Origin of the sequence: Streptomyces malaysiensis subsp. samsunensis, from assembly GCF_024519315.1 — a bacterium.
In the GTDB taxonomy this organism is placed as follows: domain Bacteria; phylum Actinomycetota; class Actinomycetes; order Streptomycetales; family Streptomycetaceae; genus Streptomyces; species Streptomyces malaysiensis.
Map to the genome: position 1 here is coordinate 53,473 of NZ_JANIIC010000016.1, position 18,835 is coordinate 72,307.

The window sequence follows — 18,835 nt, forward strand, 5'->3', positions numbered from 1 at the left end:
GGCGACGACGGCGGCGGCCGTCAGGGCATCCAGGACGGCGGCGACGGCGATGACCGTCAGGGTGTCCAACGCGGCGACGGCGGCGCTGCCCTGCGCGAGTTGCTCGGGCTCGCCCTGCGGCGTAACCCCAAGCGGGCGCATCTGCTGGTCTCCAACGTCCTCGGCAAGCATGTCCCGCAGCGCCCCGCCACGGTCCACGGCGCGGGGGTGCGGCTCGGCCGCCGGGTGCGGGAGCTGCTGGGCGACGAGGCGGCGGCGCGCGCCGTGGTGCTGGGGTACGCGGAGACCGCCACCGGCCTCGGCCACAGCGTCGCGGACGGCCTCGCCCTCGCCCCGTACCTGCACTCCACCCGCCGCCCGGTCCCGGGCGTCGCCACGGTGGGCGGCTTCGAGGAGGAGCACAGCCACGCCACCTCCCATCTGCTGCTCCCCGAGGACCCCGGACTGCTGGCCTCGACCGGCCCCTTGGTGCTCGTGGACGACGAGTTCTCCACGGGCCGTACGGTCCTGAACACCATCGCCGCCCTCCACCGCCGCTTCCCCCGCGACCACTATGTGGTGGTCGCCCTGGTGGACATGCGCTCGCCCGGGGACCGCGCCCGCCTGGACGCCTTCGCGGCCGACCTCGGCGCCCGCGTCGACCTGGTCGCCGCCGCGGCCGGAGCGGTCCACCTCCCCGACGACGTCCTGGAGCGCGGCGCGCGACTGGTGGCCGCGCACGAGGCGGCCGCGGCGGACCAGGAGGGCGCGCCCGGCCCCACGGCACCCCCGGCAGGCGCAGCCCTCCGCGTGGACCTCGGCTGGCCCGAAGGGCTCCCGGACGGCGGCCGTCACGGCTTCACCCCCGCCCACCGCGCCCGCCTGGAAGCGGCCCTCCCCACCATGGCGACCCGCCTCACGGCCGCCCTGACGCAGGGGCCGGACCTGCCCCGCCGCCCCCTGCGCCGCGTCCTGGTCCTCGGGTTCGAGGAGCTGATGTACGCGCCGCTGCGTATCGCGGAGGCGCTCGACGAGGCGCTCGACGGGGTCGAGGTGCGGTATTCGACCACCACCCGCTCGCCCGTGCTCGCCGTGGACGACCCCGGGTACGCCATCCGGACCCGGCTGACCTTCCCCGCGCACGACGGGCCCGCCGACGGCCCCGGTCCCCGCTACGCCTACAACGTGGCGCCCGGCGCCGATCCGGACCGCCGCTTCGACGCCGTCGTCGCCGTTGTCGACTCGACCGCGGACACGCCCGCGCTGCACGCCCCCGACGGGCTGCTCGCCGCGCTGGGCGCGCAGACGGACCGGCTGGTGCTGGCCGCCCTGCCGTCCTACCGCCCCCACACCCCACCCACCCCCCGCTCCGTCCCCGAACGACAGGCCCCGCACATGCACCAACCGTCGTACGAGCCCCTGCGCGGACCGGACTTCTCGTCCTACGCGCCCGAAGAGGTCGGCTGGCTGCTCCAGGACTTCTCCCACGTCACCCTCGAAGCGCCCACCGAGGAGCGGGAGGAGGCGATCCAGAGCGGGGGCGCGCACTACGCCGAGTCGCTGCCCGTGGAGTACCAGCCGAACGAGCGCTACCAGGAGCTCTTCCGGGCAGCCCTGGACGCCTCCGCCGCCCGGATCGCCCGTGCCGTCGGTGCGGTCACCGAGCTCGTGCTCGCGGAGCGCTCCCCACGCCCCGTCCTGGTCTCGCTCGCCCGCGCCGGCACCCCCGTCGGGGTGCTGATGCGCCGCTGGGCGCGCCATGCCCACGGTCTCGACCTCCCGCACTACGCGATCTCCATCGTGCGCGGCCGCGGTATCGACACCGCCGCGCTGCGCTGGCTGGCCGACCACCACGACCCGTCCGACGTCGTCTTTGTCGACGGCTGGACCGGTAAGGGCGCCATCACCCGCGAGCTGTCGGACGCCGTCGCCCCGTACCCGGACTTCGATCCGCGGATCGCGGTGCTCGCCGACCCCGGCCGCTGTGTGGACACCTACGGCACCCGGGACGACTTCCTCGTCCCCTCCGCATGCCTCAACTCGACCGTCTCCGGGCTGATATCGCGCACCGTGCTGCGCGCCGACCTCGTCGGGCCGAACGACTTCCACGGCGCGAAGTACTACCGCGAACTGGCCGGTTCCGATGTCTCCGGGCACTTCCTGGACACCGTCTCGGCCCGCTTCACCGAGGTCGCCGAGGCGGCCGTGGCCGACGCCGGGCGGCTCGCTGCCACCGACCGCACCCCCACCTGGGAGGGGTGGGCGGCGGTCGAGCGGATCAGCCAGGAATACGGCATCCACGACGTCAACCTCGTCAAGCCGGGCGTCGGCGAGACCACCCGGGTGCTGCTGCGCCGCGTCCCGTGGAAGATCCTCGCCCAGCGCGGCGCGGGCGCGGACCTGGACCATGTGCGGCTGCTCGCCGAGCAGCGCGGAGTGCCGGTCGAGGAGATCGACGGGCTTCCGTACACCTGCGTCGGGCTGATCCACCCGCGCTACACCCGGGGCGCCACCGGAGCCGACGGTAAGGCGGTCGGCACGGCGCACACAGCTACCAGTAAGGCGAACACGGCAGACAGCACCGGTAAGGCGAGCACCGCGGACATCGCCGGCAGAGACGAGAGAACGGTGGCGGCACGATGAGCGTTCTGGTGGCAAGCGACCTCGACCGCACCCTGATCTACTCCGCGGCCGCGCTCGGCCTCGAGATGCCGGACGCCGAGGCCCCGCGGCTGCTGTGCGTCGAGACGTACGAGGGCCGGCCGCTTTCGTACATGACGGAGACCGCCGCCGGTCTGCTCGCCGAGCTGGTCCGCACCTCCGTCTTCGTCCCCACGACCACCCGCACCGTCGAGCAGTACCGCCGCATCCGCCTCCCCGGCCCCGACCCCCGCTTCGCGATCTGCGCCAACGGCGGCCAACTGCTGGTCAACGGCGAGCCCGACACCGACTGGCAGCAGCGGGTGCGCACCGCGCTCGCCGACGGATGCGCGCCCCTGGAGGAGGTGCGCGCCCACCTCAGCGCCACCGCCGACCCCGCCTGGCTGCTCAAGGAGCGAGTGGCCGAGGACCTGTTCGCCTATCTCGTGGTCGAACGGGAGCTGCTGCCCGGGAGCTACGTCAAGGAGCTCACCCAGTGGGCCGAGCCGCGCGGCTGGACGGTCTCCCTGCAAGGCCGCAAGATCTACGCCGTGCCCAAGCCGCTCACCAAGAGCGCGGCCGTCGCCGAGATCAAGAGCCGCACCGGGGCGGACGAGGTGCTCGCCGCGGGCGATTCGCTGCTCGACGCCGATCTGCTGCTCGCCGCCGACCGCGCCTGGCGCCCCGGCCACGGCGAACTGGCCGACGTCGGCTGGACGGCACCCCAGCTGACCGTGGTCGAGGAGACGGGCGTCGCGGCCGGCGAGGCCATCGTCCGCGCTCTGGGCGAGCGCTCCTCCGTCACCTGGGCCCGTGCCCGCAGCCAGGTCATCCGCGCCGTCTCCCGCGGCCGGGACTGACCACATCACCCCCGAGCGGGACGGCCGCGCCCATACCGGCCGGAACCGAGATCACGCCGCGGAAGACCGGCACCTCGCGCCCGAAGAAGACCGCCTTGGTGCCGTGCGGCCCGAAGCGGCGCTCGGTCCGGCCGATATCGGCGGGCCGGACCGGCGGCGGCCGTCCGGCGCGTCCACCAGGCCGGTGGCCCGGCCGGTGAGCCGACCGGACGGCGCCGGTCCGGCGGCGGCGGTCGCACTGTGTCCCGCGGCGCCGTCGAGAAGCAGATCAACGCCATCTTCGAGAAGCTCGAACTCCGGGAACCCGGATTGCGGCCGCCGGGTGCTCGCCGTTCCGCGCCATCTGGGAAGCTGAACGCGAGGGGTCGGGGAGCCGAGGAGCCGAAGAGGAGGCCGCGATGGCCGAGAGCAAGAGCACACCGGTGACGGCCGAGCTGTACGACTACGTCCTGCGGCACAATCCGCCGCTCGACCCCGTCCTGCGCGAGCTCGTCGAGGTCACCCACCGCAACCTCCCCCAGCAGGCCGGAATGCAGTCCGCCGAGGAGCAGGCCCCGCTGCTGGCCTTCCTGGTCCGGCTGACCGGCGCCCGCCACGTGGTCGAGGTCGGCACCTTCACCGGCTTCTCCGCGCTGGCCATGGCCCGGGCGCTGCCCGCCGACGGCCGGCTGATCGCCTGCGATGTGTCTGAGGAGTGGACGGCGTACGGGCGGAAGGCGTGGGCCAAGGCGGGCGTCGAGGACCGTATCGACCTGCGGATCGCGCCCGCGCTCGACACCCTGCGCGCGATGCCCGCCGAGCCCCATATCGATCTCGCTTACCTCGACGCGGACAAGCAGAACTACATCCCGTACTGGGAGGAGCTGGTCCCGCGGCTGAACCCCGGCGGTCTGATCGTCGCGGACAACGTGTTCTACCACGGGCAGGTCACGGAGGCGGCGCCGCCGTCCGCGGGCGCCGCGATCCAGGCGTTCAACGACCATGTGGCGGCGGACGCCCGGATGGAGGCGGTCATGCTCACCGTCGCCGACGGCCTGACGCTCGCGCGTCGGCTCGGCCGTGGCGGCGGGCGCGGAGCCTCCGAGGGCTGAGCCGCCGGGCGTGGAGGCATCGGGGGCTGAGCCGCCGGGGACGGACGCGCCGCCAGACCCGGGCCCAGCGCCGGGGGGCCGGCCGCGTCCAGCGGTGGGGCTTCCCGGGCCCGCCGGCGGGTTCGGTCCGTTCGGTCGGCTTGGTCCGTTCGGCCGGTTCGGTTCGTTCGGCCCGCCTGGCCTGCTCGGCAGACTCGATTCGTTCGGCCCGCCTGGCCTCTTCGGCCGGCTCGTTTCGTTCGGCGGGGGGCGGCTGTGCGGCGTGCTCGGCCCCGCCGGGCCGGTCCAGCTCGCCCCACTTACCGGGCGGCCGAGCGGGCCGTTCGCCGGGCTCCTCCCCGGGCCCACGCGGGCTGCCCGGGGCGCCGGGTGCGGTCGCGGCGCCGGGCATGAGCGGGGCGCCCGGTGTGAGCGGGGTGCCGGGCGGGACGGCCGCACCGGCCTGTTCGGCGGCGAACTCACGCGCGGCGATCAGCTCACGCGCGTGGGCGGCCTCGCGCTCGGCCTGCTCGGGGTGGCGGGTCCGCCAGTACGGATTGTCATGCGGTAGCCCGCCGCTGACCCGTCCGTACATCCCGAACCACATCAGCAACAGCCCCACCACAAAGCTGAACAGCACGTTCTGCAACCGGAACGCCAGGAAGTTGAACGAGGTCTCCAGCAGTGCCAGATTGACGAACCCGCTCAGCAGGAAGAGCAGCCCGAGCACGAGGTTGAGCGTGGAGGCGAAGTTGCCGCCGATGAGCATGCCGATGAAGAGCAGCAGCCCGATGGCGATGGAGAGCACGCTCAGCGTGCCGTTGGTGTTCAGTCCGGCGACCGTGGCACCGCCGATGTCGAAGAAGCCGACCCGGTCGATCAGGCCCAGGATGCCGAAGGCGACGAGCACCAGCCCCATGAGCCCGGCGCCGACGCGATAGAACTTGCTGAGCCGGTGATCGATCGGCAGGTGCTCATCGAGGGTGGTGTGCCCGCCGATCCGCTCCGGCCAGTGCCGTGCGACTCCGGCGGGGTGGGGACCGATGGGGGAGGGGCGGCCCGTAGCCATCTGCGGCCTCCTTCTGCTGGCGCCGGACCTCGGCTTCGCGCTCTTCGCGGTCGAGGCCGTACTCGCGGTGGCCACGTCACCGTCGCGTACACGAGGTACACGCGCACATCCGGCGGCGTCGCGTACGTCCGGGGGCGCGGCACGGGTACGTACCTCCCAGCATCCGCCCGCGCCCCCCGAGCCTCAACCTCGGCCCGATCTCGGCCCCATCCCGTCCCGGCCTCAGCCGCAGCAGCCGCCCCCGCAGCAGCCGCCACCGCCACCGTCACCGCCGCCGGACGGGGGCCGGGCGGAGGAGGCGGCGGAGGAAGAGGACGAGGACGAGGCGCTGGTGACGGCCACGGTGGACAGCAGCTTCACCGTGTCGTCGTGCCCGTCCGGGCAGGACGCGGGAGCGGAGGACTCGGCCATAGGCCGACTCAGCTCAAAGGTGGTTCCGCAGGCGCGGCAGCGGTACTCATAGCGAGGCATGGCAGGAGGATAACCACCGAAACGCGGCTCAGCCCCCGGACAGCCCACCCCTGAGCCCTGCGGCCCCCGGACGGGGCCTGAAGGACTGGGGGCTGAGGGACTTCGGGGCCGGGAGCTTCGGGGCCCGGAGCTTCGGGGGCTCAATGCGGCCGGGCTCAACGTGGCCGGGCCAACGCGGCCGGGGCCCAATGCGGCGAGGGCTCAACGTGGCCGGGGCAATGCGGCCGGGCCCACCGTGGCCGGGGCTCAATGTGGTGGGGGCTCAACGCGGCCGGGCCAACGCGGCGAGGACCCAACGCGGCGAGGACCCAACGCGGCCGGGCGGCCCAACGCGGCGGGGGCTCAATGGGGCCCGCCCCGCTCCTCCCGGATCTCCTGGACGACCCGGGCGACGGTCTGCCGCACAGCCTCGGTCTCGGAGAGGAAGTGCCACCAGTCCGGATGCCGCCCCTCGAGCCCCGCGATGGCCCGGTCCAGGCGCTCCACGGCGTCGTCCAGCGGGCGCGCGTGGCGCGGATCGGGGGTGCTGCGCCCGGCCATGGCCAGCCGCTGCGCGTCGCGGATCGCGAACCGGGTGCGCTCGATCTCCTTCTGCTGGTCGTACGACACCTCGTCCAGCCGCCGCAGCCGGTCCCCGGCCGCCGAAACGGCCTCGTCCGTGCTGTTGAGCAGCGCCCGTACGGTGGCCAGCAGCGCGGTGGCGTCCGGCCAGCGCTGCCCCTCGCGCGCCGCCTGCGCCTCCTTGAGCTTCTCCTCGGCCTGTGCCACATCCCGCGCGGCCTGCGCGGGGACCGGCTGGAGATCCTGCCAGCAGGCCGCGCTGTAGCGGCGGCGCAGCTCGCTGAGGACGGGCTCGACCCCGGCGGCCCGGGTGGTGATCGCCTGGGCGCGGGTGCGCAGCGACACCAGCCGCTTGTCGATCTCCGCCGCCCGCTCCGGCAGCCGCTCGGCCTCCCCGCGCACCGCCTCCGCCCTGCGCAGCACATCGTCGGCGCGCCGCAGGGTCTCCTGCACACCGTGCTGCCCGGCCCCCTGGTTGAGCTTGGTCAGCTCGGGCGACAGCGCCGCCAGCCGGGCCGCCAGATCGTCCGCCCGCAGCCCCGAGGCACGCACCGCGTCCAGCGCGTTACTGGCCGCGAGCAGCGCCTGCCGTGCCCGCTCCACCGCCGGCGCCAGCCGCGCCAGCCGCGTCTCGGCCTGCTCGAGCAGCGGCCCGAGCCCTTGCGCGAACCGGTCCAGATCCGCCTTGGTGCGCTCCAGCGCGTCCTTCGCCCTGGTCAGATCGGCGCGGGCGCGGGAGGCCGTGGCCCCGTCCAGATCGTCCCGGTCCAGATCATGGGCGTCCACCGCCGTGATGTAGTCCCGGCTGACCTGGTCGATCCGCTGCCCCAGCGCCGAGAAGTCGGCCGCCGTCCGGCGCGCGGCGGGCGAATCGTCCACGGCGGTGATCGTCTCGATGGAGATCCGCAGATCCCGCTGCGCGGTGTCCAGCTCATAGAACGCCGCCGCCGCGGCGTCCTTGGCCGCCTGCGCCTCCGCCCGCTGACTCTCCCCGCGCCCCCCGAACCACCGCCGCCCCCCGCTTCCACCGGCGAACGACAACGCCCCCACCACCGCCAACAACGGGACCGGCAGCAGCACCAGCCCGAGCACGGAGGGACGCCGCGCACGGCGCACGCGGTCGCCGGCCGGACGGAGTGGACGGTGCGGACGGCGCGATGGACGCGCAGAGTGTCCAGATGTCGCCGCCACTACCCGCTCCCGATGGATCGCCCAGGTCCGAATGTCATTCTCCCACCCGACACTGACGAACACAGTGCTCGGTTCGGTTCGCGATCTGCGGACTTCTCCCACCCGAACCCGACCCCCGACCCCCGACCCCAACCCCGCCCCGTCCCAGGCCCTCCCCACCGACCGCACGATTGCGGCCCCGCCCCGGGAACCCTGTAGGCTGACAGCTCCCCTGGGGCGCATAGCTCAGCGGTAGAGCGCTGCCCTTACAAGGCAGATGTCGGCGGTTCGAACCCGTCTGCGCCCACCAGCGGAAAGACCCCCAGCCGGTCATGGTTGGGGGTCTTTGACATCCACAGATGACATCAACGTCGGCGGCGGCCGAGCATCCGATCCATGTGGGCGATCGCTTCCCGCTTCAGCGCGTCGGGTACGTGGGTGTAGACATCCATCGTGACACTGATCTTGCTGTGACCCAGGATCTCCATCGCGACGCGGGGGTGCACGTTGCCCGTTGCGAGCAGGGTAGCGGCACCGTGGCGAGCGTCGTGCACCCGGATGCGGGGGACACCAGCCTTGGCACTCAGACGGTGGAACGACCGAAGGACGTTGCTCCCCTCGATGGAGCGTCCCGTCCGGGTGGTGAACACGAGGTCCGTCTCGTACCAGTCGGCCCCTGCCTTGACCCGCATGGCGTGCTGCCTCATGCGCTGCCACCGAAGCGGCGCGATGCACAGCACGGGCAGGGGGAGCGTCCTCTTGCGGCGGTTCTTGGTGTCGGCTTCGTAGTTCTCGCCCCGGACTCGCTGACGCTGCTTGCGCACTGTGAGTGTCCGGCCGTCGAAGTCGATGTCCTGCCACCGCAGGCCGACGAGTTCCCCGCGTCGCAGCCCGAGGCCGATAGCCAGCATGAAGGCCGCGTAGAGCGGGTCACGGCGTGCGGTGAGGATGAACGCGAGCGTCTCTTCCAGCGTCCACAACTGGCCCTCGTAGGGGTCCACCTTGGGCGCCTCCACCAGCGTCACCACGTTGCGGGTGATCAGCTCTTCGCGGCACGCCGCCGACAACGCCGACCGCAGTACCTTGTGCGACTCCTTGGCGGTGGCCGACGAGGACGCGGTAGCGATCATCTTCAGGGCCGTCCGCACGTCCCGCACGCTCAGCCGTTCCAGGCTCTTCTTCCCGAGCTGGGGCACCAGATAGCGCCGGACATGGGTCTCATACTTCGCCCAAGTGGTCCGTGAGCGGCGAGGCTTGATGATGTGCTCCAGCCAGTACGGCAGCCACTCACTCAGCTTGGCCGACCGTGTCGGCACAGCGATGCCACTGTCTACCTTGGCCAGCAGCACACGGCGCTTGGCGTCGCACTCGGCCCAGGTCTTGCCGTAGGCGAACTTGCGGGCCCGGGTACCGTCCGGCTGGAGCACGTACACAGCAGCCTGATACCGGCCGTCCTTGCGCTTGGTGATGGTTCCGGCCCCGTTGGGGTTGCGCTTGCGCTGGGCGGCCATCAGGCGGCCTCCCCAAGCCTGTCCGCGATGAAGTCGCGGACGGCGCTAACGGGGATGCGCCGGGCGCGATCGATGGTGATCGAGGGGAGGCGACGGGAGCGGATCAGGTCGTAGACCTTCGAGCGGCCGAGCCGGAGGCGGATCATCACTTCGGGCACGGTGAGCAGGTCTTCGGTGTCGGCGGTCATACGGTGTCCCCCTCCTGGGCTTGTAGGTCACACAGGGCTTGTCGGGCGGTTTCGCGGGCGTCGGCGATGTCGCGGCGGATGTTGGCGGCGAGCCAGGATTCGCCGGGGGTGTGGCCGTGCCCCGCGTAGGCCCAGTGGGCGATGACGAGGGTGGTTGCCTCGGGATGGTCGTCAGGGTCGGGCAGACCGTGTTCGCGTCGTTCTTGGGCGGCGCGGTAGTCGGCGCGGGCCTGTCGGAGTGCTCCGAGGGTGGTGGAGTAGCGGCGGGATTTGGTGGAGAAGTGGCCCCGGAAGCCGAGCATGTGAGCCCATTGCCAGAGCTTGCGGTCGGGGTAGTGCTCGTCCAGGTCCCAGCAGGCGCGGATGAGTCGGCGGGTGTGGTCGGGCAGGTCGGGGAGCTTGTCGAGTTCGGCGAGTTCGCCGATCCGGCGGTCTACGGTGCCGGTGGTCTCGGCCGCTTTGGTGGCGTACTTCGCGACGTAGGAGGCCACGGCCTGTTCGGTCAGCTCACCGGTTCCGAAGGCGCCGATGGGCCGGATGTCGAGCTGCTCGCCCCAGCGCAGCACCCGGCCGGGGATGTCGCTGTCTTCGGTGCCGGGGACGGTCACCTTGGCTCGGGCGGTGGCCGCTCGAAGGGCGTCAGAGAGCAGGTCGAAGGTGGCCCAGGCGGGTGGGGGTGTGTCGGGGCCGTCTGGGCCGTCGAGGCGGATCACGGCGTGGAAGTGGATGGCGCCCCGGCGCTGGTATTCGGCGACTTTGCCGTAGGAGATGCGGAGTTGCTGGCGTAGTTCACGCTGGGTGATGCCGACGCGGGCGGCGAGTTCACGCGGGAGGTAGATGGTCACGTAGCGCCACAGGTCCGAGGCGTGGTTGTTCCACAGGACCGCCGAGGCGTAGTCGTATGTCTGGGGGTTCAGTGGTGTGCCCAGTTCGGGGGCTCCTTCGGGGTGTGGGGTGCCGCAGCGGCAGCGTCCGGAGGTGGGGCGGTTGTGGACGGGGCCGAAGCTGGGTGCGGTGAAGGTGGCGAAGACGCGGGGGTGGTCGCGCACGGTGTCGGGGGTGCCTTTGGCGGTGTCGCCGACGAGTCCGGCGCGGATGAGGTGGTAGGTGTCCCCGGCGTAGGTCCAGGCGCAGGAGGGGCAGCGGGAGGCGCGGCGGTTTCCGCAGGCGACGCGGAGTCGTCCGCCTGGTTCGACGTCGGTGCTGTAGTGGTGCAGGACCGTGCCGGTGGTGGGGTCGAGGGTCTTGGTGGAGCCGGTGAGGTGGATCGGGTCGGCGCAGCCGCCGTTGCGGCGCGTCTGGTCCATCCAGCGGTCAAGGCCCGGGGACCCGGCCACCCGGAAGAGGTCTCCCAGGGTGGTCGGGTCCAGGCCCGCCAGGGTGGCGGATTCGGTCATGAGCGGCCCTGCTCCTTGTGGTGAGCGGGTCCGTGGTTGGCGGTGTAGCCCTCGACCAGGGCGCGCACCTGGGCGTCGCCCGTGGCGGTGGCGGTGGCGCCGCAATGGCAGATAGCCGATCCTCGGGCGGGGGCTGACGGGGAGGGCTTGCTGACGTGCAGGCCCGGGGTGTTCGGGGTGGGGGTCAGGTCAGTCACGGCGGTCACTTCCCGACCGGGGTGGAGTCGGCGACCTGGACGAGGGCGTAGCCGCGCCCGTGGCAGGCCGGGCAGGTGACGCGGATGGTGACGCGGGAGCCGTCGCGGTGGCGGGCACCGGTGGTGACGGCGGCGACGGGGAAGCCGCCACAGGCCGGGCAGGGGCGCGTGTGGGCATGGGTGTGCTGCATGATGGTGGTTCCCTTTCGGGTCCGGTGGATCTGGAAGGTGGTTGAGGCGCCCGGGGCGGCGGTGTTTGGCGACAGGGCCGTCCCGGGGGCTGTTAGCGGCGGCGTCCGCGCCGGGGCTTGGAGTAGCCGGGCGGGATGGCCTCGTACGTGCTCTTGCCGTGCTCGAAGGAGGCGGCGTCGGTGTCGCCGTTGGACTGCTCAGCGAACTGCCGGGCGATCCGGCGCACGGTCTTGCGGTCGCCGTGCCGTTTGGCGTTGGCGTACTCCCGGCCCAGCTCGGCCATGGCGGGGTTGGCCGGGGGCTCTTCCTTCTTGCTGGAGAACAGGTCGCGGATTCCCATGGCTTATCGGCCCTTCTTGGCGAGGCGGATCGTGACGCCCGCGCCGCCCACGGTGGGGACGGCGGCAGCGGCGGCGGCCATGGCCATCTGGAAGGTGATGGCGGCGACGATGATGATGACGACGATGCCGCTGGTGATCGTGATGGTGAGCAGGATCGGTCCGGTGTAGGAGCGGGCGGGGGCCTGGACGACGACCACGTTGCGCGGATCGACGCCGGGCGGGATCAGGTGCGCGGGGCGGTGCCCGGCCCTGAGCTGTGCGTCGGGGTGCCGCATCGGGGGTCACCTCCTTTCTGGTGGTCAGGTGCAGCGGTGGGTGCGGGCGGCGAGTTCGGCGGCGGTGCGGTCGCGGTAGTCAGCCGAGAAGCCACAGCCGGGGGCGGTGCAGGCGGCGGTGTGCTTCACGCGTCCTCGGTGGTCGTTGTAGGTGCCGACCCGGACGGGGCCGATACGGATCACGTCGCGGAAGCGGTGCGGGCGCAGCATCGGTTCAGCTCACCTGGCCGGTGAAGTCGTCGGCGTGGTTGTTGAGCCACTGCCGGATCTCGGACTGTTCGTCGTCGGTGGACTGGTTGATTGCCGCTTCGCCAACGGCCAGGCCATCGACCAGACGGCCCTGACGGGTCAGTTCGGCGGACTGTTCCAACGCGGAGCGGATCGAAGCACGCAAGGCTTTTTCCTTTCGGGTCAGGTGAGTTGAGCGGCGATGGCCTCGGCCATCTGGGGCGGGACGCCCAGGCGGGCGCGCAAGGTGTCGGTGTCGATCGGGGCGCCGGTGGTGGCGCGGTGGGCGTCGGCGATCTTGCGGGCGTGCTCGACCAGGGCCGGGGGCACCTGCATGGCGGGCGCGGGCGCTTTCGGGGCGGGTGCGGGCAGTTCGGGGGCGGGTTCCGGGGTGCGGTCCACCGTGATGTCAGGGGCCGGTTCCGGGGCGGGCGGCACCGCCGTGGGGGCGGGGGCAGGCTCCGGAGTGCCGACGGGTGCGGGGGTGTGGGCCAGGAGGGTGCCGCCGAGGAAGGCCAGTGCGGGCCATCCGGCGACGATGATGCGCAGCACGGCCGGGATGTGGTTCATGTCCAGCAGTCCGGCGGTGGCGATGTTGGCACCGAGAGATGCGGTGAGCGCGATGATGAACCAGAACCAGGCGGCGCTGGCCGAGTCGGCACCAACGGCCCGTAGCGCGCGCATCCGGCGCCATGCGGCGACGAGCAGCAGATCAACCGAGATGGGGTAGGCCCAGGCTTTCCAGCCGTGTTGTCCAGCGGCTTCGGCCAGATCATGCAGGTGAGCGAAGGACAGCGCGCCCGCGATGAGAGCTTGGATCAGTACGGGGTCGGGTCGGAGTGAGCGGGTCATGGTGGTCACCTCCTTTGAGGTGTCGGCCGGGGCCGGGCGAGAGACCGTGGCCTATCGCCCGGCACCAGGGGCGGTACTTCAGGACGAGGCGAGACCGGAACCGAAGCAATCGAGGCAGAGTCCGGTCTGGTGGTGTCCGGTCTTCCGGCCACCACGGCCGACACGGACCTCGGTGGCGGTCTCACCAGATCCCTTGCAGGTGGGGCACTTGGCCGGGGCGGTGGTCTTCTTCGTGGTGCGTCGGGTGGTGGTGGTCTTCCGTGCGGCCATGGCGATCACTCCCGTGTTTCAGGCATGGCGGTGGTAGGGACCCGGCGCGAAGCGGTCGCGCCGACCGTGGTGCGAGGGGTGTTACTCGGTAACGGGCTTGGGCTTGACCAGCGACGGACCCTCGGCCGGGTTGGAGATGGCCGGGGCGATGGGGCGCCATGCGGCGATCGCGGGGACGTCGGGGGTCAGGTGTGCGAACTGGCGGCAGACGGCAGCCACTTCGCTGATGCTGATCTGCGGGGTGCGGATGCGGGACCAGCCGCCGGAGGTGTCACCGGCCACGGCCACGCCGGGGCGGTCCGGCGGGATCGTGGTCGCGACCGACACCGCTTCCGGCGCGATGTCGCCAAGGCCCATCTCTGCTGTCTGCTTGTCGTTGACGCGGTGGACCACACGGCCGGTGAGCTGCGCGCGGAGCATGGTGGCGCCCCTGCCCAGCTCGGAGCCGAAGCGCTGCCCGCAGATCTCCAGGTAGATGCCGACCGCCCGGGAGAGCTGGGCCATGCGGATCAACTGGGTGACCATGCGGTCCCGGCGCTCTTCGTCCTTCTTGGTGGCGACCATGAACAGCTCGGCCACCTCATCGATCAGGACCACGATCGGGACCGGCCGCTTGTCGGCCGGGAGTCCCCAGATGTCGGAGGTGATCTCCGCGTCCGGGGTGCTGGCGGTGAGGCCCTGGTGTTCCTTGAGCAGGTCGAAGCGGTCGTCCATCAAGCCGACCAGGGCATCCACCAGACCCGATGCTTCCTCCGGGTTCGTGGCCAGGGCCGACAGGCGCGGGGCGTACGGGGCCTGTTCGACGCCGCGTTTGCAGTCGATCCCCGCCAGCGCGATCCGGTGTTCGGCCAAGCCCTTGATCAGGTTGCGTTGGTACATGGACTTGCCCGACTGGTTGGCTCCGAGGGTCAGCCCGTGCGGGATGGCCCGGTAGTCCCGGACGAACGCGGTCCCGTCCTCCCGACGCGCCACCGGGATGACCATCGGCCGACGCGATACCCGGCGCGGCATCTTCACCCGGCGCAGCACGTCATACCCGGTCATCCGCAACTCGACCGTGCCGGGCTTGCCCTCCACCACGTGCACAGCGTGGACACCCCAGGCGTGGCGCAGCCGGTTGGAGGCGGCGGCGATGTCGGCCGGTTCCATCCCGGCGGGCAGTCGCAGCGTCACCCGCAGCCCAGTCGAGGTCGAGCGGACGCGGCGGACCTTCGGCGGCACGGGCTGTGCCTCACGGCTGCGGGTGACCGTGCGGGAGAGGAAGGCGCGGAGGCGGGACGGGGCGACCGTCAGGCCACACACGTCCATCGTGGTGCGGTAGGTGAAGGCGAACCGGGTGCGGACGATCGGCATGCCCACGAGTGACCAGTAGACCGCAGGGGCCTTGACACGGGCGTACCCGAGGCCCCCGGCAGTCCCAGCCAGCGGGGTGCCGATCTCCAGCAGCGTCACCAGGTCCGACACGACTCAGACCCCCGCCACGACCGAGGCGGCGCGGAACGCGATGCCGTGACGCTTCTGGCCGTTGATCTCGTTCTCCCAGTCCCGGGCCCTCAGCCCCACCACCGACACCGGGGTACCCGGGGTCAGCCCCTCCGGGATACCCGTCTCGGGCACGGACACCTGGTACAGGTTGCCCTCACCCTCATCGGAGATCAGCAGACCCACGGTCATCATGTTGGCGCCGGTCTCAGCGTCAACGGCGATCTCGCCAGTCTTCTTGTTCTTCATCTTGTGCGTCGGCGCGGTCGCGACGAACACCACGGCGGTCGAAGTGTCGATCTTGAAGGACGGCATTGATGCCACTCCCTTTGCTCGGAGTCGTGTACTAGCTCACGTCGAGTATGCGCGTGCTAGTACACGTGCGTCAAGTCGTTTCGGGGGTAACCTGTATGTGAACTAGCAGACGATGATGGGAGGGAGAGATGGCACCACGAGTACGGCGAGAACCGCCGCCGTTTGTGCAGATCACAGACCACTTTCGGCAGCAGATCAACGACGGGGTGCTAGCCCAAGACGCGAAGCTGCCGCCGATTGCTGAGATCGCCAATGAGTGGGGAGTCGCCACGGCGACCGCCGCGAAGGCGATCAAGCAGCTTCAAGCGGAGGGGTACGTCCGATCCTCCACACAGGGGACGTTCGTGGACCTCGGACAGAGGCAGACCACCGGCCCCGATCGACTCCAGATGCTCCGCGTAGGCGGAAGCGGCTTCCGCCCTGGAGAGCGAGTGGAGATCGTGAGTGCTGGGCTAGTACCTGCACCTACGGAAGTCGCTGACACGCTGGGCATGGAAAGCGGGGCCCAAGTCATCCGCCGACAGCGGAGATACCTGGACGATCAGGGGACCGTTGCCCTGTCAACGTCGTGGCTACCCGGCAACTTCGCTGAGACTGCGCCAGAACTGATCGAGGCGGGGCCGCTACCGAAGATGACGTTCGGTCTGGTGGAGGAGCGCACTGGACGACGCGCCGTGCGGAGGCGGGACCTTGTGGAGCTACGCCCCGTGCCCGAAGACGCGGCCGAGTTGCTCGGTATAGAGGCGGGCACGCAAGCCTTGACGATGAGCAACTTCTACTGGGACCAGCACGGATCGATGACCGAGTACGCCACCGACTTCTTCGGAGTCGGCCGCCAACTGTCGGCGGAGTACGACCTGCCCTGATGGGCTGTTACAGATTTCTCTACCTCATCAAGCCCCCACCCTTCGGGCGGGGGAGGGGGTGGGGAAGACCCTCCGGGGACTCCCGCGTGAACAGGAGGGCCGCTTCTTGCGGAACCAGTCGGACCCTGGTCGGGATGATCGTTGAAAGCCAGGCCAGGACAGTGTGAAAGCGCGAGGACCAACAGGCCCGTCCGTGTGCGAGGGAAGCGCGCGGACGGGCCGTCGCGTTGTCGGCACGGGGCCGCTCCTCGGTCGGCGGGTGCTCTTGCCCCCTGGGCATCCGGCGCGCTGGCCAACGGCCTGACAGCCGCCGCTACGGATCACACCCCACTGGCCCGTCACACGGGCCAGCGCGGGCACGGGGACTCGGGCGCCGCTCCTGCCTCCGGCCCGCTTCGCCCGGCCCCCGGCCCCGCGCCACCTGAAGTCGCCACGGGGTGACCCTCACACTTTGTCCGCCTCAGAACGGCGCCGGACCGAGCAGTCACCCCACCACCTCAGACACCCCACCGACACAGCCGAACCCACCGGCAGCACCCAGCCACGAGAGGCGCAGTCCAGACGCACACAGGCCCGGGAGGCGACACCACGCCCACCGAGAACCCGAAGGCGGCAAGGGGAGGTCGAGGTAAGTGGGTGGTGGGGTGCATGGATGGCTGGGGCGGGCGCTGAGAGAGACTTTAAGGTCTGCTGATCAGCGGGGCCCCTCCGAGAGCAAGAAAGGGGGCCGAGTGACCACAAGAGCGGTGAGGGATTCCATCCCTCTCCATTGGTACAAGTGTAATGGCCCCCTTTCATGCTCTCGCCCCGCAGATCACCAGACCTCAAACTCTCTCCCACCACCCGCGCGGGCAGGCTCCGGCTGACATCCACATCTGACATCAACAAGCACAGATGTCGGCACACAACGGCGACTCAGGGCGACCACGACGACCCCAGACAGGTGCCGCTGAACAGGCGCCGGACGGACCGCGAGCCGAACTTACAAGGCAGATGTCGGCGGTTCGAACCCGTCTGCGCCCACAGCGATTGACCGCAGGTAAGAGGCGGTAGCTGCCCCCCCAACTCGGCTGAGTTGGGGGCAGTCTCATGCTGATCGCCCGCGCGCTCGGCGTAAAGATCGTTGCATTGTTCGGTCGCCTCGTCCTCGACGAGTTCGGCGCGCGACGCGCCGCGCGTAACGTCCATGGTCAGTACGGCTAGAGGTCGATGACGACCTTGCCGTGCACATGTCGGCCGGCTTGCAGCTCGACTGCCGCGCGGATCTGCTCCACCGGGAAGCTCGCCGCAATGGGCACACGGAGTCGGCCCGCCGCGACCAGGCGGGCAATCTCCTCTATGGCGCCGGGGGCGGCGTTGGCGCCGTTTGCCGGTGTGATCCCGTCGACCTGTGCGGCGATGGTGGTGATGCGCTCGTCCGGAACGCCGAGTTCTCGTGCTGCCCGCACCGTGTCCGTCCCGAAGAGGTCGATGGCCGCGGTGACGCCGGTGGGGGCCAGGGCGCGGAGCCGGTCGGCCAGGCCGTCGCCATAGGCGACCGGCTCGGCCCCGAGGGCGCGCAGGGCATCGGCCGATGTCGCCGATCCCGTCCCGATCACTCGGGCGCCCGCGAGCCGAGCGAGCTGGACGGCGAACACGCCGACCCCGCCTCCCGCGCCGCCGATGAGCAGCGTGTCGCCCGGGCCGGGGTTGACGACGGCGAGGGCGGCGGCGGCCGTGCACCCCGCTATGGCAAGGGTGGCGGCGGTGCGGTCGTCGACGCCGTCGGGGGTGTGGTGTGCGTCGCCGCCCGCCGCAATGGTCCCTGCCACGTCGATGACTACGTAGTCGGCGACCGCGCGGGAGAGGGCGCCGCCGAACACTCGGTCGCCGGCCGCGAACTCGGTCACGCCGTTACCGACCTGGTCCACGACCCCGGCATAGTCGGTTCCGAACCCGGACGGCAGGCTCAAGCCGAAGCGGGTGGCGGTGTCCGCGTCAGAGGTCATGAACCAGTCCATCGGGTTCAGTCCAGCCGCGGTGACTCGCACGCGGATCTGCCCCGAGCCGGCCTGCGGCGCGGGTACTTCGCGGATGTTCAGGACCTCAGGACCGCCGAATGACTCGAGCCGGACCGCTCTGCTGGTGGTCGCCGACGTGTTGACGCTCGGTTCTTGCATGCTCACTTGTTTCCCTCAGGGACGAACGAGAGGAGCGAAAGAAAAGTGGACTATGCTCCGTTTACAAGCGACACCCTAGCGCAATCGGAGCGTGATCCGTTTTGGAAGAGTTGCAGACTCGCGAACTTCGAGCGGACGCGACTCGCAACCGCAACCAACTCCTCGAAGTGGCAACCCGCATGTTCGTGTCTGCCGACACCGAGCCGTCGATGCGCGCGATCGCACGCGAAGCCGGGGTCGGCATCGCCACGCTCTACCGGCACTTCCCCAACCGCGAGTCCCTGGTTGACGCGGTCTATCGCGATCAGGTCGCGCGGCTCACCGCCGGTGCCCGCGAACTACTCGCTCAGCTGCCCCCGCCCGCGGCGCTGCGACGCTGGATGGATCTGTTCGGCGAATGGATCGCGACGAAGAACGGCATGCTCGACACGCTGCTCGCGATGATCGAATCGGGCGAGATCGCCCATGCCCGGACCCAGACCGAACTGCTCGCGGCCATCGACGACATCCTCGACGCCGGCCGCGCGACGGGCGAGCTGCGTGCCGATGTCACCGCCGAAGACATCGCTGCCAGCCTCATCGGCATCTTCACTGTGGCCCCCTCGCCCGAGCACGAGGCCAGGGCAAGACGGCTGCTGAATATTCTGATGGACGGCCTCCGACCTACACCCTGAGCCGCTCATCTACGGCGTTCCGGCTACGAGTGCGTGTCCGCCTGCCCCTCGTCTCCGAGACGTTCACA

General features: G+C 71.1%; 21 protein-coding genes, 1 tRNA gene and 2 pseudogenes. 6 read left to right on the top strand and 18 right to left on the bottom strand.

The window, feature by feature from the left end; genetic code table 11:
* The first annotated feature begins 27 nt into the window (after positions 1 to 27).
* Entirely contained in the window at positions 28 to 2,622 is a 2,595-nt protein-coding gene (locus NQU54_RS15935; RefSeq protein ID WP_372505898.1) for a phosphoribosyltransferase, read from the top strand.
* On the top strand, positions 2,619 to 3,479 hold the full coding sequence (locus tag NQU54_RS15940; RefSeq protein ID WP_257631636.1) for an HAD family hydrolase: 861 nt from the start codon (positions 2,619 to 2,621) through the stop codon (positions 3,477 to 3,479). Before NQU54_RS15935 ends, NQU54_RS15940 begins: the two co-directional genes overlap by 4 nt.
* Before the next feature lie 31 nt (positions 3,480 to 3,510).
* On the opposite strand, the pseudogene NQU54_RS15945 reads toward NQU54_RS15940, so the two are convergent.
* Positions 3,511 to 3,648, bottom strand: a pseudogene (locus NQU54_RS15945) (DedA family protein); the annotation flags it as partial.
* A gap of 229 nt (positions 3,649 to 3,877) precedes the next feature.
* Between NQU54_RS15945 and NQU54_RS15950 the strand changes: the two are divergent.
* A complete protein-coding gene (locus NQU54_RS15950; RefSeq protein WP_099016907.1) occupies positions 3,878 to 4,570 on the top strand; it encodes an O-methyltransferase in 693 nt (230 codons plus the stop codon).
* A 493-nt stretch (positions 4,571 to 5,063) separates the two neighbouring features.
* On the opposite strand, the pseudogene NQU54_RS15955 reads toward NQU54_RS15950, so the two are convergent.
* From NQU54_RS15955 to NQU54_RS15965, 3 genes and pseudogenes are all read right to left on the bottom strand, one after another.
* Positions 5,064 to 5,618, bottom strand: a pseudogene (locus NQU54_RS15955) (DUF4383 domain-containing protein); the annotation flags it as partial.
* Positions 5,619 to 5,840: 222 nt separating this feature from the next.
* A complete protein-coding gene (locus tag NQU54_RS15960; protein ID WP_257631637.1) occupies positions 5,841 to 6,089 on the bottom strand; it encodes an FmdB family zinc ribbon protein in 249 nt (82 codons plus the stop codon).
* Positions 6,090 to 6,431: 342 nt separating this feature from the next.
* On the bottom strand, positions 6,432 to 7,766 hold the full coding sequence (locus NQU54_RS15965; RefSeq protein ID WP_257631638.1) for a coiled-coil domain-containing protein: 1,335 nt from the start codon (positions 7,764 to 7,766) through the stop codon (positions 6,432 to 6,434).
* A 289-nt stretch (positions 7,767 to 8,055) separates the two neighbouring features.
* On the opposite strand from NQU54_RS15965, the gene NQU54_RS15970 reads away from it, so the two are divergent.
* Positions 8,056 to 8,130, top strand: a tRNA-Val gene (locus NQU54_RS15970).
* A 55-nt stretch (positions 8,131 to 8,185) separates the two neighbouring features.
* On the opposite strand, the gene NQU54_RS15975 is transcribed toward NQU54_RS15970, so the two are convergent.
* The 13 genes from NQU54_RS15975 to NQU54_RS16035 all read right to left on the bottom strand — a co-directional run bounded on the left by NQU54_RS15975 (position 8,186) and on the right by NQU54_RS16035 (position 15,068).
* Complete coding sequence (locus tag NQU54_RS15975; protein ID WP_257631639.1) at positions 8,186 to 9,331, bottom strand: site-specific integrase; 1,146 nt, start codon at positions 9,329 to 9,331, stop codon at positions 8,186 to 8,188.
* Positions 9,331 to 9,519: a helix-turn-helix domain-containing protein gene (locus NQU54_RS15980; protein WP_257631640.1), complete on the bottom strand. Its 189-nt coding sequence runs from the start codon at positions 9,517 to 9,519 to the stop codon at positions 9,331 to 9,333. The genes NQU54_RS15975 and NQU54_RS15980 overlap by 1 nt, the downstream gene beginning before the upstream one ends.
* Complete coding sequence (gene repSA / locus NQU54_RS15985; RefSeq protein ID WP_257631641.1) at positions 9,516 to 10,916, bottom strand: replication initiator protein RepSA; 1,401 nt, start codon at positions 10,914 to 10,916, stop codon at positions 9,516 to 9,518. The genes NQU54_RS15980 and repSA overlap by 4 nt, the downstream gene beginning before the upstream one ends.
* Positions 10,913 to 11,113, bottom strand: coding sequence for a hypothetical protein (locus tag NQU54_RS15990; protein ID WP_257631642.1), 201 nt, complete (start codon positions 11,111 to 11,113; stop codon positions 10,913 to 10,915). Before NQU54_RS15990 ends, repSA begins: the two co-directional genes overlap by 4 nt.
* A 5-nt stretch (positions 11,114 to 11,118) precedes the next feature.
* Positions 11,119 to 11,304 carry a hypothetical protein gene (locus tag NQU54_RS15995; RefSeq protein ID WP_257631643.1) on the bottom strand — a complete coding sequence of 62 codons (186 nt, stop codon included), beginning with the start codon at positions 11,302 to 11,304 and terminating at the stop codon, positions 11,119 to 11,121.
* 92 nt (positions 11,305 to 11,396) lie between these two features.
* Positions 11,397 to 11,645, bottom strand: coding sequence for a hypothetical protein (locus tag NQU54_RS16000; RefSeq protein ID WP_257631644.1), 249 nt, complete (start codon positions 11,643 to 11,645; stop codon positions 11,397 to 11,399).
* A 3-nt stretch (positions 11,646 to 11,648) separates the two neighbouring features.
* Positions 11,649 to 11,921, bottom strand: coding sequence for a hypothetical protein (locus NQU54_RS16005; RefSeq protein WP_257631645.1), 273 nt, complete (start codon positions 11,919 to 11,921; stop codon positions 11,649 to 11,651).
* Positions 11,922 to 11,945: 24 nt separating this feature from the next.
* Complete coding sequence (locus NQU54_RS16010) at positions 11,946 to 12,131, bottom strand: mobile element transfer protein (protein ID WP_257631646.1); 186 nt, start codon at positions 12,129 to 12,131, stop codon at positions 11,946 to 11,948.
* 4 nt (positions 12,132 to 12,135) lie between these two features.
* The gene (locus tag NQU54_RS16015) at positions 12,136 to 12,315 is read right to left on the bottom strand and encodes a hypothetical protein (protein ID WP_257631647.1); all 180 of its coding nucleotides are present in this window, start codon (positions 12,313 to 12,315) and stop codon (positions 12,136 to 12,138) included.
* Between the two features lie 17 nt (positions 12,316 to 12,332).
* Positions 12,333 to 13,001 carry a DUF2637 domain-containing protein gene (locus NQU54_RS16020; protein WP_257631648.1) on the bottom strand — a complete coding sequence of 223 codons (669 nt, stop codon included), beginning with the start codon at positions 12,999 to 13,001 and terminating at the stop codon, positions 12,333 to 12,335.
* Between the two features lie 78 nt (positions 13,002 to 13,079).
* On the bottom strand, positions 13,080 to 13,271 hold the full coding sequence (locus tag NQU54_RS16025; protein ID WP_257631649.1) for a hypothetical protein: 192 nt from the start codon (positions 13,269 to 13,271) through the stop codon (positions 13,080 to 13,082).
* Positions 13,272 to 13,352: 81 nt separating this feature from the next.
* Positions 13,353 to 14,735, bottom strand: a complete 1,383-nt coding sequence (locus tag NQU54_RS16030) for an FtsK/SpoIIIE domain-containing protein (protein WP_257631650.1) — start codon at positions 14,733 to 14,735, stop codon at positions 13,353 to 13,355.
* 3 nt (positions 14,736 to 14,738) lie between these two features.
* Positions 14,739 to 15,068 (bottom strand): SCO3933 family regulatory protein, encoded by a 330-nt coding sequence (locus NQU54_RS16035; RefSeq protein ID WP_257631651.1) that lies wholly within the window; start codon positions 15,066 to 15,068, stop codon positions 14,739 to 14,741.
* A gap of 164 nt (positions 15,069 to 15,232) precedes the next feature.
* Between NQU54_RS16035 and NQU54_RS16040 the strand changes: the two genes are divergently transcribed.
* Positions 15,233 to 15,934: a GntR family transcriptional regulator gene (locus NQU54_RS16040; RefSeq protein WP_257631652.1), complete on the top strand. Its 702-nt coding sequence runs from the start codon at positions 15,233 to 15,235 to the stop codon at positions 15,932 to 15,934.
* 1,199 nt (positions 15,935 to 17,133) lie between these two features.
* Here NQU54_RS16040 and NQU54_RS16045 read toward each other — a convergent pair.
* Positions 17,134 to 18,093: an NADP-dependent oxidoreductase gene (locus NQU54_RS16045; RefSeq protein WP_257631653.1), complete on the bottom strand. Its 960-nt coding sequence runs from the start codon at positions 18,091 to 18,093 to the stop codon at positions 17,134 to 17,136.
* 101 nt (positions 18,094 to 18,194) lie between these two features.
* Between NQU54_RS16045 and NQU54_RS16050 the strand changes: the two genes are divergently transcribed.
* Positions 18,195 to 18,767, top strand: a complete 573-nt coding sequence (locus NQU54_RS16050; protein WP_257631654.1) for a TetR/AcrR family transcriptional regulator — start codon at positions 18,195 to 18,197, stop codon at positions 18,765 to 18,767.
* Positions 18,768 to 18,835 lie beyond the last annotated feature (68 nt).